Source organism: Shimia litoralis, from assembly GCF_005518135.1.
Taxonomy (GTDB): Bacteria; Pseudomonadota; Alphaproteobacteria; order Rhodobacterales; family Rhodobacteraceae; genus Shimia_E; species Shimia_E litoralis.
Map to the genome: position 1 here is coordinate 292,926 of NZ_SULI01000001.1, position 13,397 is coordinate 306,322.

General features: G+C 56.3%; 11 protein-coding genes. 4 read left to right on the top strand and 7 right to left on the bottom strand.

Annotated elements, in window-relative coordinates; translation table 11 throughout:
• Positions 1-24 precede the first annotated feature (24 nt).
• The 3 genes from napA to FAP39_RS01355 are packed head-to-tail and all read right to left on the bottom strand — an operon-like array spanning position 25 to position 3,311.
• Positions 25-2,526 carry a nitrate reductase catalytic subunit NapA gene (gene napA, locus FAP39_RS01345; RefSeq protein ID WP_138014563.1) on the bottom strand — a complete coding sequence of 834 codons (2,502 nt, stop codon included), beginning with the start codon at positions 2,524-2,526 and terminating at the stop codon, positions 25-27.
• Positions 2,527-2,541: 15 nt separating this feature from the next.
• Complete coding sequence (locus FAP39_RS01350; RefSeq protein WP_212743396.1) at positions 2,542-2,811, bottom strand: chaperone NapD; 270 nt, start codon at positions 2,809-2,811, stop codon at positions 2,542-2,544.
• The gene (locus FAP39_RS01355; RefSeq protein ID WP_138014564.1) at positions 2,805-3,311 is read right to left on the bottom strand and encodes a ferredoxin-type protein NapF; all 507 of its coding nucleotides are present in this window, start codon (positions 3,309-3,311) and stop codon (positions 2,805-2,807) included. The genes FAP39_RS01350 and FAP39_RS01355 overlap by 7 nt, the downstream gene beginning before the upstream one ends.
• Before the next feature lie 62 nt (positions 3,312-3,373).
• Here FAP39_RS01355 and FAP39_RS01360 point away from each other — a divergent pair, with 62 nt between their 5' ends.
• Both FAP39_RS01360 and FAP39_RS01365 read left to right on the top strand, forming a co-directional pair.
• A complete protein-coding gene (locus FAP39_RS01360) occupies positions 3,374-3,754 on the top strand; it encodes a hypothetical protein (protein WP_138014565.1) in 381 nt (126 codons plus the stop codon).
• A 57-nt stretch (positions 3,755-3,811) separates the two neighbouring features.
• Complete coding sequence (locus FAP39_RS01365) at positions 3,812-4,531, top strand: Crp/Fnr family transcriptional regulator (RefSeq protein WP_425471384.1); 720 nt, start codon at positions 3,812-3,814, stop codon at positions 4,529-4,531.
• A gap of 13 nt (positions 4,532-4,544) precedes the next feature.
• On the opposite strand, the gene FAP39_RS01370 is transcribed toward FAP39_RS01365, so the two are convergent.
• Positions 4,545-5,003: an Lrp/AsnC family transcriptional regulator gene (locus tag FAP39_RS01370; protein ID WP_138014566.1), complete on the bottom strand. Its 459-nt coding sequence runs from the start codon at positions 5,001-5,003 to the stop codon at positions 4,545-4,547.
• A 137-nt stretch (positions 5,004-5,140) separates the two neighbouring features.
• Here FAP39_RS01370 and FAP39_RS01375 point away from each other — a divergent pair, with 137 nt between their 5' ends.
• A complete protein-coding gene (locus FAP39_RS01375; protein WP_138014567.1) occupies positions 5,141-8,584 on the top strand; it encodes an indolepyruvate ferredoxin oxidoreductase family protein in 3,444 nt (1,147 codons plus the stop codon).
• On the opposite strand, the gene FAP39_RS01380 is transcribed toward FAP39_RS01375, so the two are convergent.
• From FAP39_RS01380 to fsa, 3 genes are all read right to left on the bottom strand, one after another.
• Positions 8,581-9,507 carry a tyrosine recombinase XerC gene (locus tag FAP39_RS01380; RefSeq protein ID WP_138014568.1) on the bottom strand — a complete coding sequence of 309 codons (927 nt, stop codon included), beginning with the start codon at positions 9,505-9,507 and terminating at the stop codon, positions 8,581-8,583. The two genes, FAP39_RS01375 and FAP39_RS01380, sit on opposite strands and share 4 nt — an antisense overlap.
• Positions 9,504-10,211 carry a DUF484 family protein gene (locus FAP39_RS01385; protein ID WP_138014569.1) on the bottom strand — a complete coding sequence of 236 codons (708 nt, stop codon included), beginning with the start codon at positions 10,209-10,211 and terminating at the stop codon, positions 9,504-9,506. The genes FAP39_RS01380 and FAP39_RS01385 overlap by 4 nt, the downstream gene beginning before the upstream one ends.
• 203 nt (positions 10,212-10,414) lie before the next feature.
• Positions 10,415-11,068, bottom strand: coding sequence for a fructose-6-phosphate aldolase (fsa, locus tag FAP39_RS01390; RefSeq protein WP_138014570.1), 654 nt, complete (start codon positions 11,066-11,068; stop codon positions 10,415-10,417).
• Between the two features lie 117 nt (positions 11,069-11,185).
• Here fsa and FAP39_RS01395 point away from each other — a divergent pair, with 117 nt between their 5' ends.
• Positions 11,186-13,381, top strand: coding sequence for a primosomal protein N' (locus tag FAP39_RS01395; protein ID WP_246058894.1), 2,196 nt, complete (start codon positions 11,186-11,188; stop codon positions 13,379-13,381).
• Positions 13,382-13,397 lie beyond the last annotated feature (16 nt).

Genomic DNA, 13,397 nt, shown 5'->3' on the forward strand with positions numbered 1-13,397 from the left:
TCTTTCTGTCAGTTTTTCAAAAGGTTATGCGCGTTCAATCTTACAAGCGCATTTTTTGAAATCGGTCTCTTTCGAGATCGGGCAGGTCGCATCCAGCGTCAGTTTGTTGGTCAACTGGCCTTCGTCGAACCACGGCATGAACACGACGCCACGGGGCATCTTGTTGCGGCCACGGGTTTCAACACGCGACTGAACTTCGCCACGGCGGGTCGAGACGGTGATCTCTTGTCCGCGGCGCAGGCCACGATCTTTGGCATCCTGTGGGTGCATGAACACCACGGCGGACGGGAACGACCGGTGAAGTTCGGGCACACGACGTGTCATTGACCCCGAGTGCCAGTGTTCAAGAACACGGCCTGTCACAAACCACAGATTGTATTCGTCATCTGGGCTTTCTGCGGCGGCCTCGTATGGGGCAAAGATGATGTTCGCCTTGCCGTCTGGTTTGCCATAGAATTTGACGCCTTCGCCTTCTTTGACGTAGGGGTCATACCCTTCGCGGAAGCGATACAGCGTCTCTTTGCCATCCACCACGGGCCAACGCAGACCGCGTGCTTTGTGATAGGTGGCAAAGTCGGCCAGATCGTGCGCTTTACCACGCCCAAAGTCGGCGTATTCTTCGAACAGGCCTTTTTGAACATAGAAACCAAAGTCCTTGGATTCTTGGTTGTTAAAGCCTTCTGCAGTTTCTGACAGCGGGTATTTGTTGACCTTGCCGTTTTCATACAGAACTTCGTACATGGTTTTGCCACGGTACTCTGGCATCTGTGCGATCAACTCTTCTGGCCAGACCTCTTCGATGGTGAACCGCTTGGCGAATTCCATCACCTGCCAAACGTCTGATTTTGCGTCACCCGGGGCGTCGACTTGCTGGCGCCAGAACTGTGTCCGGCGTTCGGCGTTGCCGTATGCGCCTTCTTTTTCGACCCACATGGCTGTGGGCAGGATCAAATCCGCCGCCAGCGCTGTCACGGTCGGATAGGGATCAGACACGGTGATAAAGTTGTCTGGGTTGCGATAGGCAGGCCAGCTTTCTTCATTCAGGTTTGCCGAGGCTTGCATGTTGTTGGTGCACTGGACCCAGTGACAGTTCAGATCACCATCTTTGAGTTTACGGTGCATCAGAACCGCGTGATAGCCCGGCTTGGCAGGAATAGTGCCTTTTGGCAGCTTCCATTTTTCTTCGGCCAGATCACGGTGCGCTTCTTTCATCACAACCATGTCCGCAGGCAGACGGTGGGCAAAAGTCCCAACTTCACGTGCTGTGCCGCACGCCGAAGGCTGACCTGTCAGCGAGAATGGCGAGTTGCCAGGCTCGGAGATTTTGCCAACCAGAAGGTGCACGTTGTACATCAGCGAGTTGACCCAAGCACCACGTGTGTGCTGGTTAAAGCCCATGGTCCACAGCGACATCACTTTGCGGTTTGGATCAGCATATTGTTGTGCCAGACGCTCAAGTTTCGCAGCAGGTACGCCCGAAATCTCGGCGGCTTTTTCCAGAGTGTACTCAGAGACATACTCGGCGTATTCTTCAAAGCCGATCTTGGTCAGCTTGCCGTGTTTGCCTTCGTGGGATGGGTTCTCGGCCGCTTGTTCCAGATCATGTTCCGGACGCAAGCCATAGCCGATGTCAGTGGCAGTTTTTGTGAAATTGACGTTCTTGTTCACAAAGTCCCAGTTCACCGCATCATTTTGAATGATGTAGTTGGCGATATAGTTCAGGATCGCCAGATCGGTTTGTGGGGTAAAGATCATGCCGTTGTCGGCCAGCTCGAATGAGCGATGCTCAAAGGTTGACAACACGTGCACTTCGGAGCCCGGTTTGGTCAGGCGTGTGTCGGTCAGACGTGACCACAAGATCGGGTGCATTTCGGCCATGTTCGAGCCCCAAAGCACAAATGTGTCCGCATGCTCGAGGTCATCATAACAGCCCATCGGCTCGTCGATGCCGAATGTCCGCATAAAGCCAGCCACGGCCGAGGCCATGCAGTGACGCGCGTTGGGGTCGATGTTGTTGGAGCGAAAGCCCGCCTTCATCATTTTTGCGGCGGCATAGCCTTCCCACAGGGTCCATTGGCCAGAGCCGAACATGGAGACGGCTGTTGGACCTTTTTCCTTGATTGTGGCTTTCCATTTGTCGGCCATCACATCAAAAGCTTCGTCCCATGATACGGGTTCGAACTCGCCGTTCTTGTCATAGACGCCGTTTGACTTGCGCAGCAATGGCGTGGTCAGACGGTCTTTGCCGTACATGATCTTGGACAGGAAATATCCTTTGATACAGTTCAGGCCGCGGTTCACGGGGGCTTCTGGGTCGCCTTGTGTGGCAACAACTTTGCCGTCTTTGACGCCGACCAGAACCGAACAACCGGTGCCGCAGAAGCGGCAGGCGGCCTTGTCCCAGCGAATATTGGGTCCGTCAAGCTGCGCCGCGGCAGCATTTGGCAAAGTGATCCCTGCAGCCGATGCCGTCGCTGCTGCGGCGGTGGCTTTAAGGAACGTGCGGCGGGATGTTGGCAAAGTCATGGGCTAGTCTCCCGTTCAGTGTTTAAGAGGTGTCTGAGCTGGCTCGGATGCGGCCAGTTCTTCGAAATGGTGGTATGTCAATGTGACGGTCAGAACGCCGGGGATCTGATGCATCTCCATGATCTGTTCAGAGGCGCGTTGGTCGTCTGTGTCTTCCACAGTGACAACGATCCGTCCGTCTTCGTGGGCGTGTACTTCTCCGCCTTCGATGGCGGTAATGGCTGCGATAACGCTATCGGTCATCTCGGGCATCGCATGGACAAGGCATCCGCAGATGTTCAGCATGATTGAGCCTCCGTTTGAGGATTGGGGTGAAGTAGGTGAATGGAATTGACAGGGCAGGGGGCGACGCAGCCGCCACAGCCTGTGCAGAGATCGGCATCAAATATCGGTTCTGATCGTCCGCCGGGTTGCAGACGGAACCGTATGGCGTCGTCGTCGCAGTGATCCTGACAGGCACGGCACTGCAGGCCGTTGCGCGAAAGGCAGGTGTCATCGGCCTGTGCGCGCCACGTCCACGGCACGTCAGCTGATAGCGCCCCTGTTTCGCAGACGTCCACGCAGGCGTTACAAAATGTGCAGGCGCGCTTGGATTTTAGAACAGGATAATTGCCATCACCCCGAAACAAAATCTTCTCTGGGCAGGCGCGGGCGCAATCGCCACAGCCGGTGCACGCCTCGAGAAAAGACGGCTCGGCCAAGGCACCGACGGGGCGCAAAATTGGAGTGGCGTTAAAGCCTCCCCGAAGAAAGGCGCGCCGTGATGGTGCGTTGGCTGTGGTCATCTTAGCGCCCTCCGCGACGCGATTTCCTACTGGCTTACCCTTTTGCGATAGGGAGTTTGTGAATGGACAATATTGATCTGGATCATTTTGCGGCACAAAAAGAATGCGTTCCCAAAAGCCTGCAAGTATATGATTTTACGAATGTTTTACTTCAGGAATCCTCTTGTGTGGCATGCAAGTTATTGCTTTTGCTAGCGTTATCATTTGAGGAGGAGGATCACTCTAAGACCGTTTCGGACCTTTTTGATCTCCCTCTAAAAGGGATGCCAAATTTACAGGTTTTTGCTCTGTGCAACGCAAAGGCACCGCGCAACGGTTGTGCGGTGCTGACACCGGATGATGTCTTGTTTCTCACTTTTTCGCCTCCGAAACGGATATTCAAAACACAAGACCCTCGTCCCCGACACGTCCAAAGATCACGGCATCCCAAGTTGTGTCAGTAAGGTGAGCCTGTTGTCTGAGACGCAATTTACCAGTATCCAGAGACGGGGAATTTGCGCATGAGCAAACTTTGGGGGAATAGTGTGAAAAAACTCGATGCTTCGGTCGTCCGGTCGTTACCGCTATTTGCTCAGATGCCCTTGTCCGATATTCAGGATATTCTTGATCTTGCCAGACCAAGGTTGGTGCCAGCCGGACAGAGTGTGTTTGAAGAGGGCACAGAGGCCAGCCACTTTCACCTATTGCTTGATGGCCATATTCGGGTGGAGCGATTGACGCCGGACGGGGATCGCGTGGTGTCGTTTCATATTCCCCCCGGGCAACTGTTTGGAATTGCCAAGGCGCTTGGGCGTGATGTGTATCCTGCAACGGCGGTGGCGGCGCTGGAATGTCTGGTGCTGGTATGGCCCATGACCCTGTGGACACGGTTCAGCACCGAGTATGCTGGCTTTGCGCAAGAAGCCTCGCGCACCGTGGGGGCACGGGTCACCGAAATGCACACCCGCGTTCTAGAAATGGCGACCCAGCACGTCGAGCAACGTGTGGCGGCGGCAATCTTGCGCATGATGCAGCAGAATGGCCGCCCGACGGAGGATGGCATCGAGATTGCATTTCCGATTACCCGCAAAATTGTGTCTGATATGACCGGAAGCACACTCTTTACAGTGAGCCGGCTCTTGTCCGCTTGGGAGCGCGAGGGCGTCTTGGTCAGCCGCCGCAAACATATTCATGTGCACAACGTTGCAGCGCTCGAACGGCTGGCCGCAGGACAGAGTTAGCGCCCGTTTCGTGTCAGATCGACACCTGACCTGCACGTTTTATTTCCTTGAGAACGACATTGGTTTGCGCGCTTTCGACCGCGGGCATGCGAAACAAGAACCCTTCCAAAAACGCGTTATAGGCGTCTAGGTCTCGGCACAAAATACGCATTTGATAATCTGCCTGCCCCGTCGTGGCATAACATTCCTGGACTTCGGGGCGCAGGCTGATGGCTTTTACAAAATCCTCCAGCTTATCCGGATCGTGCCGTGTGAGCTGGACGTGCACGATGGCCTGAAACGTCAGGCCCAACTTCGCGGGCTGCAATTGTGCGCCATAGCGTTCGATGACACCTGTGTCTTCAAACGCGCGCACACGCCGCCAGCACGCAGACGTCGACATCCCTACGGTTTGCGCCAGTTCTGCGTTCGACATTCGGCAATCACGTTGCAGCAAACGCAGCAAATGCGCATCGCGCTGATCAATAGTCATTTGGTTGATGCACCCGAATTGTTGTTCACGTTTGGGTAACTGTACCAATATTTGCCGATATTGATACCCATATTGAACGAATAATTCTGATTTACCGAGATATTCTGATCGTTCACCTGACGCCTTGGGGATATCACATGACTGCCTTGCCTACTCGACTGGACACCTATCAACTCTCGGATCGCTATGCGTATACGCAGGGGCGTGTCTTTTTGACAGGAACGCAAGCGCTGGTGCGGATCATGATGGATCAGGCACGCCGCGATCGAGACCAAGGGCTAAATACGGCAGGGTTTATTTCGGGATACCGCGGATCGCCACTTGGGGCGCTTGATCTTGAACTGTGGCGCGCCAAACAGCGCATTGCAGAAGATCGCATTACCTTTATGCCTGCCGTAAACGAAGACTTGGGCGCGACGGCGGTCTTGGGGGCGCAGCAATCCGTTCTGGACCCCCATGCCGAGGTCGAGGGCGTTTTTTCGATGTGGTATGGCAAAGGGCCTGGCGTGGATCGGTCTGGCGATGCTCTCAAGCACGGGAATGCCTATGGATCGTCGGCCAAAGGTGGTGTTCTGGTTGTTGCCGGTGATGATCATGGCTGTGTCAGCTCGTCCATGCCGCATCAGTCGGACGTGGCCTTTATGTCTTGGTTTATGCCTTCGCTGAATCCGGCATCAATCGCGGAGTATCAAGCGTTTGGGGAATACGGGTTTGCGCTGTCGCGCTTTAGCGGCACGTGGGTCGGGTTCAAGGCAATCTCGGAGACCGTTGAATCCGGTCAGTCGGTGGAACTTGTGCCGGACCGCGTGTTTCACCAACCGGATTTTACCGGCCCGCAAGGTGGGCTGCATGTGCGCAGCTCTGACCTGCCGAGCCCGGAAATCGAGACCCGTATCGGTCACAAGTTACGGGCAGTCGAAGCTTTTGCCGAAGCGAACCCGATTGACCATCGCGTGTATGATGTGGCGGATGCAACGTTCGGATTTGTCACCACGGGCAAGGGGCATCTAGACCTGATGGAAGCCTTGCGCCTGTTGGGGATGGATCAAGACAAATGTCGTGCGCTGGGCATTGATATTTACAAGGTGGGGATGGTGTGGCCGCTGGCGCGCCGTGATGCGCTTGCGTTTGTGCGCAACAAACAAGAAGTCCTTGTGATCGAAGAAAAACGCGGCATCATCGAAAGCCAGTTCAAAGAGTATTTCTATGACTGGCCCGGTGACAAGCCCGAGCGCATGGTGGGCAAACACAACAGCGAAGGCGATCCGCTTATTCCGTGGACCGGCGAGCTTAGCCCGCAATTGCTGATCCCCATCATCGCTGACAGGTTGGATCGGTTTTTCCCAGAGGAAAACCTGCCGCAAAAGGCGCGGGCGCTCACCGATCAACCCCCGATCCTGCTTTCGGTGCCCGGGGCCAACCGCACGCCGTATTTCTGTTCTGGCTGTCCGCACAATACGTCGACCAAGGTCCCCGAAGGCAGCAAAGCTGCATCGGGCATCGGCTGTCACGTCATGGCAAGCTGGATGGATCGTGACACCGCAGGCTATGCGCAGATGGGCGGTGAGGGGGTGCCTTGGGCTGCCGCGTCTCTGTTCAATGGCGGCAAGCATATCTTTCAGAATTTGGGTGAAGGCACGTGGTATCACTCTGGGTCGCTTGCCATTCGCCAAGCCGTCGCAGCCCAAACAAACATCACTTATAAAATTTTGTATAACGACGCCGTGGCGATGACCGGCGGTCAGCCCGTGGATGGTCCTGTCAGTGTGCTGGGCGTTGCCCAGACATGCCGCGCCGAAGGTGTACAGCGGATCGCGCTTGTGTCTGACGATATATCCAAGTTCACCAGACCCGAATTTCCGGCGGGCACAACGTTTCACGCGCGCGAGGAATTAGACACAGTTCAGCGTGCGCTGCGCGAGGTCAAAGGTGTGAGCGTTCTGATCTATGAACAGACCTGCGCCACAGAAAAACGCCGTCGCCGTAAGCGCGGCACGTTGGATGACCCGAAACGCTTTGCGGTGATCAACCCCTTGGTCTGCGAGGGCTGTGGCGACTGTTCTGTCCAAAGCAACTGCCTGAGTGTGGAGCCGCTGGAGACCGAGTTTGGCCGCAAACGTAAAATCAACCTGAATACATGTAACAAAGATTTCTCGTGTTTGGATGGGTTTTGCCCGTCCTTTGTCACGGTCGAAGGAGCGATCCGCACACGCCGCGAGGGGGCGGATGTGGATGCAAGCTCTCTTTGCGCCGCGCTGCCCACCCCTGTATTACCGCCACTCGCGGAGCCGTTTGATCTGCTCGTCACAGGGGTGGGTGGCACCGGTGTTGTCACCGTGGGCGCGCTTGTGACCATGGCGGCACATCTGGAAGGATTGGGATCAAGTGTTCTGGATTTTACGGGGTTCGCCCAGAAATTCGGCACAGTCCTGAGCTATGTACGGTTGGGCAAGTCGCCAGAGGCGATTCATCAAGTCCGCATCGGGCAGGGCGCGGCAGATGCCGTCATTGGATGTGATATCGTGGTCTCGTCTGCTGCCAAAGCATCGGTGCATTATCGCAAAGGCACCGGTGTGGTGCTGAACCGCGCGGAAATGCCAACGGGCGATCTTGTGTTGCACCGGGACGCATCGCTTAAGGTGGATGCACGAGAGGCCGTGATCCGTCAGGCCGTTGGCGATGAAAACGTACATGGTTTTGACGCCAATGCGGTGGCCGAGGCTTTGCTTGGGGATTCGGTTTTTGCCAATGTCATGATGCTGGGCTTTGCGTGGCAGCGCGGGTTGGTACCGGTGAGCGAGGTCGCTCTGAAACAGGCGATTTTGCTAAACGGGGTGGCCGTCGACAAAAACGCGCGTGCCTTTGATTTCGGACGTGTTATGGCGCACGACCCCGAAAAACTGATGCCTGCGCCGGTTGTGCCATCTGTTCAAACTGCACAGGATCTGATTCAGGCGCGTAGTGCGTTTTTGACCGACTATCAAAATGCGGCGTATGCGCAGCGGTATGTCTCTACCCTCGCGCGCTTTGGGGCGTCCTTGTCCGATGACACACGCGAGGTCTTGCTGTCGACGGCGGCGCGCGCGCTGTTCAAGTTGATGTCATACAAGGACGAATACGAGGTCGCGCGCCTGCACACCCAGACCGGGTTTGATGATAAGATATCAGAGCAGTTCGAGGGCGACTATCGGATTCAATACCACATGGCACCGCCTGTATTATCATCCGGACGTGATGCGCGCGGACGCCCCAAAAAACGCGCATTTGGGCAGTGGATGCGCCCCGTATTGGGGGGAATGGCGCGCTTCAAATTCCTGCGGGGCACGATGCTGGATCCATTTGGATACGGCGCAGACCGTGTGGAAGAACGTGCATTGGTCGCGTGGTTCGAAAGTGTTCTGGATACCCTGTCAGAGGTGGCATTGCACGACGTGCCACAGGCCGATGTGTTGGACGTCTTAGCTGCACCGATGGAGTTTCGCGGCTATGGCCCTGTCAAGTCACAGGCGATTGCGCGGCATAAGGCCCGCGCAGATGCCAAGCTTGCCGATCTTGTGCAACGCCACGCGGCCGCGGCTTAACCTGTGTCTTTGGCCTTGGGGTGTGCCCGATTGTAGACATCCATAAGGTGGGCGGTGTCCACAGCGGTATAGTTTTGCGTCGTGGACAGGGATGCGTGGCCAAGCAGTTCCTGAATAGCGCGCAGGTCGCCACCAGCTTCAAGCAAATGGGTGGCAAAGCTGTGGCGCAAGGCATGTGGCGTGGCACTTGCAGGAAGCCCCAATCGATGGCGCGTGGCCTCCATGGTGCGCGCGACAATGCGGGGAGACAATCGCCCGCCGCGTACTCCGCGAAACAGGGCGGTGTCTGGCGTATGCAGGTGCGGGCTTAGGCGCAAATAGGAATCGACAGCATCCCTTGCGGCATCAATCACTGGAACCACGCGTTCCTTGCCGCCCTTACCGACGATCCGCAACACAGGCGGAAGCGGGGCGTCCGAGTTATTCAGACCCAAGGCCTCGGAGATACGCAACCCACATCCATACAACAGTGTCATGATCGCAATGTCACGCGCCCCAACCCAGGGGGCGCTGGATTGCACGTCAACCGTATTGATGACCTCTTTTGCGGCGTGTGGCGACAGGGGCCGCGGCAATTTTTTCTGAAACTTTGGTGCGCGCATCGACAAAATTGCGGTCGGGTCAAATCCTTGGTGTTCGGAAAACCACCGATAAAAGCTTTTGATGGCGGAGAGCTTGCGCGCAAGCGATCGCGAGGACATCCCGGATGCGCGGCATCGTGCCATCCATGCGCGCATGTCTTGCACCGAGACTTGCGTAAGCGGAGTGATCCCTTGCGGCCCACCTTTGTGCACACACAAGAAGGTTAAGAACTCGCCCACATCACTACGATAGGCGATCAATGTGTTCTCAGCCACGCCATTCAGCGCAGCTTGGGTCTCGAGCCAGCGTTGCAGTGCGTCTTGTCCGGCAGGGGAAATCACGACAACCAGCGACGCATAGCCCGTTCAAACACGCCCGCGAAGAATGCGAGCAAATCTGTGCCTTGTTGGGGCGTGAATTGGTGAGGGTCTTCTGCGCCCATCACCAGCATACCGGGCAGGCGACCCTCGCCAAAGTCCAGTTTAAGACAGGCCTCGGATCTGATCCAGTCGGCGGCCTCGCCATAAATCGTGTCACCGCCGGTTTGAATTTGGCGCAACGTCACCTGTCGCAGAGGGACATTGCGCCCTCCGGTCAGGTACGCATCGATAAATCCGGGCTCTGCAACTGACAGCACATCGCCAAGTTTGCTCACCGCCGGATCATTCTCGGCTTGTACGGTTTCCAGAACAAGACGCACCGCATCAACGCGCAAGATATCAGCGACCTCGCCGCCAAGATCACGCAGGAATGGTTCGAAATCGGCAGGGTCAAGCATGCGCAGGATCGCACGGTGCACCTGATTTGTCCCAGCAAGGTTGTCATAGGCGGCAGCGATGACGCTGCGGTGCGTGTCCTCAAGGCGGTCCAGTCTGGCCTCGAGGCGCTCCATGGCGATGCCCCGCAGGTCCACGATGTTGCCGCCCATGGTTTTCTCATTGGCAGAAATCAGGGCGCGCATGACGTCCTGATCATCCAGAATTACATCAGGCTGCGAAATGATCTTTTCGCGCAAGGTGTCATCAATCTTGGCAGTGCTGCTCATGCGTGCCTCTTTTTATGTTTGGCAAAACTCTATCAGAGACGCCTGCGGATTTCCTCATCTTTTTTGCGAAGATTATTCCGATGGCGAAAGGGTGCTAATCCTGAACCGGATCAACAGACATGGATCAGGTCGATCCAAGTCGAGACGCGCCTAAGTGCCGGGGCAGCCTTTTGTTGCCTCGGCACTTGGTGTGTTCAGCGAATTTACAGAATTTTGATGTCTGCGGCCTTGATGTCCTCAAGGAAGGTGGCCAGACCTTTGTCGGTCAGCGGATGGTTGATCATGGATTTGATCACAGCAGGCGGGGCTGTCATGACGTCGGCACCGATGCGTGCACTTTCGAGCACGTGATTTGCCGAACGGATCGAAGCCGCCAGAATCTGGGTGTCGAACCCATAGTTGTCATAGATTGTGCGGATGTCGGCGATCAAGTCCATGCCATCAAGGTTGATGTCATCCAAGCGCCCGATAAAGGGCGAGATGAATGTGGCCCCGGCTTTGGCTGCCAAAAGCGCCTGATTGGCCGAGAAGCACAACGTCACGTTCACCATATGACCGTCGTCCGAAAGGGCCTTGCATGCCTTAAGACCATCCCATGTCAGGGGGACCTTTACGGCGATGTTCTCTGCGATCTCGACCAACTTGCGGCCTTCGGCAATCATGGTGTCGGCGTCAACTGCGGTGACTTCGGCGGACACGGGACCATCAACAAGGTCACAGATTTCTTTTGTGACTTCGATAATGTCACGGCCTGATTTTTTGATGAGCGACGGGTTTGTTGTGACCCCGTCGACCATGCCAAGATCATTCAGTTCGGCAATGGCGTCGATTTCTGCGGTATCTACAAAGAATTTCATGGCTGCGCGTCCTTTGATGGGTTGGCCTTGGATTGGCTTGCCTTTAGCGCATAGTTTGAGATGCTGGAACCCCAAAGCGCGGGTCATGCGCAGGGAATAGCCGAACCGAGGATCGATGTGAACGAACCAGAGCACTTTGCAGAGGACGCCTTGGTGGCTGTGCTAACGGCACAACCGTTGGATCGTCTGCTTGATTATAAGGCCCCCGAAGGCGGGTGTTTCCGTGGGGCCTTTGTCGAGGTGCCTTTGGGGCCGCGCAAGGTAGTGGGGGTTGTTTGGGGCACTGGGCGTGGCGATTATGATCGCACGAAAATTCGCCGTGTGAGTCGGGTTTTGGATGTCGCCCCGATGCGCGAAGAAATGCGCGCCTTTCTGAAAAAGGCGTCGGATTATACGTTAACCCCAATGCATGCCATGTTGCGGTTGGCCACGCGGGTGCCCGGTTTGTCTGACCCGCCATCCATGCGCAAAATCTATCGGATGGGGGAAGGGCAACCGGATCGCGATACCGAGGCAAGGCGACGTGTGCTCGAGGTGTTGGCAGAATACGGCGGGCTTGCGTTCACCTTAAAAGAGCTGAGCGACATGGCGAATGTCACAGCTTCTGTGGTCAAGGGCTTGGTGAAACAGGGCGTTGTGCGCGAAGAAGATACCCCGCGCGATACGCCCTTTCGTAAGCTGGATCCCGAGTTTGGTGGCAAAGACCTGACGCCTGATCAAGCAGCTGGCGCGCAAGCGCTTGGGTCGGCAGTGCGCCAAGGCACCTATGGCACCACCTTGCTGCGCGGGGTGACGGGGTCTGGCAAGACCGAAGTGTATCTTGAGGCCGTGGCGGAATGCCTGAGGATGGGGCGGCAAGCCCTTGTATTGCTTCCTGAAATTGCACTTACGGCAGAGTTTTTGACACGTGTTGAGGCTCGGTTTGGATGCCAGCCCGCAGAGTGGCATTCTGGTGTCACCATGACCGAGCGTCGGCGCATCTGGAAGATGGTCGGACAAGGGGGCGCACAGGTGGTCATTGGGGCGCGCTCTGCCTTGTTTCTTCCATATCAGAACCTTGGTCTCATCGTGGTCGATGAGGAACATGACACCTCTTACAAACAAGAAGATGGTGTCCTGTACAATGCCAGGGATATGGCCGTGTTGCGCGCAAGCCTGTGCGGTGCCCGCGTGGTGCTGGCCTCGGCCACGCCATCGTTGGAAAGTTGGGCGAACGCCGAAGCCGGAAAATATGATCGCCTTGAACTGACCTCGCGGTTTGGCGAGGCCGTTCTGCCGGATATGCGTGCGATCGACATGCGCTCCGAAGACCTGCCGTCCGGCCGATGGGTGTCTCCAAGCCTTGCCAAACAGGTGCAGGCGAGATTGGAGAAAGGCGAGCAATCTCTGCTGTTTATCAATCGACGTGGATATGCGCCAATCACCTTGTGTCGGGCCTGTGGGCATCAAATTGGCTGTGATCATTGCGATGCACGGATGGTAGAGCATCGGTTTCAAAACCGGCTGGTGTGCCACCAGTGTGGCGAAACAAAACCGATGCCTGATGCCTGCCCATCGTGTCACGTCGAAGGAAAACTTGCACCCGTAGGCCCCGGCGTGGAACGCTTGGCAGAAGAGGCTCAAAGCTTGTTTCCGGACGCGAGACTTGCGGTGCTGTCGTCAGATTTGTTCGGGTCTGCAAGAGCTTTGAAAGACAGCATCAATTCTATTGCCCAAGGAGGAGCGGATGTCATCATCGGAACCCAGTTGGTGGCAAAAGGGCATAACTTTCCGTTGCTGACACTGGTTGGTGTGATCGATGCTGATTTGGGGCTGCAAGGATCCGATTTACGCGCCGCCGAACGCACCTTTCAACTCATGCGACAAGTCGCAGGGCGTTCTGGAAGATCAGAGCGTAAGGGATTGGCATTGCTGCAAACATTTCAACCCGAACACCCTGTCATACGAGCCATCCTTGCAGGCGACGAAGACGGATTTTGGAACGCCGAGGCGAACGAGCGCCGTCATGCCGGTGTGCCGCCGTACGGCCGTATGGCTGGCATTATCTTGTCAGGGTCTGATTTGCAGCAGGTCTTTGATTTGGGCAATGCGCTGGCACGACAGGATGCGTCCTTGCGGGCGATTGGTGCGCAAGTATTTGGGCCGGCGCCTGCGCCGATTGCGCGGGTGCGCGGGCGGCATCGTGTGCGATTGTTGGTGAAAGCCGACAAAGGTGTCCCCTTGCAGGGTGCGCTCAAAACTTGGACTGGGCAGTTTCAGCTGCGCGGGGATTTGCGGTTGGCGGTCGACATTGACCCACAGAATTTTTTCTAGATTTTTGCGTAGCACA

Excerpts from the sequence above, each read along its gene's own strand:
- napA (WP_138014563.1), bottom strand. The coding sequence starts at position 2,526 with ATGACTTTGCCAACATCCCGCCGCACGTTCCTTAAAGCCACCGCCGCA.
- FAP39_RS01350 (WP_212743396.1), bottom strand. The coding sequence starts at position 2,811 with ATGCTGAACATCTGCGGATGCCTTGTCCATGCGATGCCCGAGATGACC.
- FAP39_RS01355 (WP_138014564.1), bottom strand. The coding sequence starts at position 3,311 with ATGACCACAGCCAACGCACCATCACGGCGCGCCTTTCTTCGGGGAGGC.
- FAP39_RS01360 (WP_138014565.1), top strand. The coding sequence starts at position 3,374 with ATGGACAATATTGATCTGGATCATTTTGCGGCACAAAAAGAATGCGTT.
- FAP39_RS01365 (WP_425471384.1), top strand. The coding sequence starts at position 3,812 with ATGAGCAAACTTTGGGGGAATAGTGTGAAAAAACTCGATGCTTCGGTC.
- FAP39_RS01370 (WP_138014566.1), bottom strand. The coding sequence starts at position 5,003 with ATGACTATTGATCAGCGCGATGCGCATTTGCTGCGTTTGCTGCAACGT.
- FAP39_RS01375 (WP_138014567.1), top strand. The coding sequence starts at position 5,141 with ATGACTGCCTTGCCTACTCGACTGGACACCTATCAACTCTCGGATCGC.
- FAP39_RS01385 (WP_138014569.1), bottom strand. The coding sequence starts at position 10,211 with ATGAGCAGCACTGCCAAGATTGATGACACCTTGCGCGAAAAGATCATT.
- fsa (WP_138014570.1), bottom strand. The coding sequence starts at position 11,068 with ATGAAATTCTTTGTAGATACCGCAGAAATCGACGCCATTGCCGAACTG.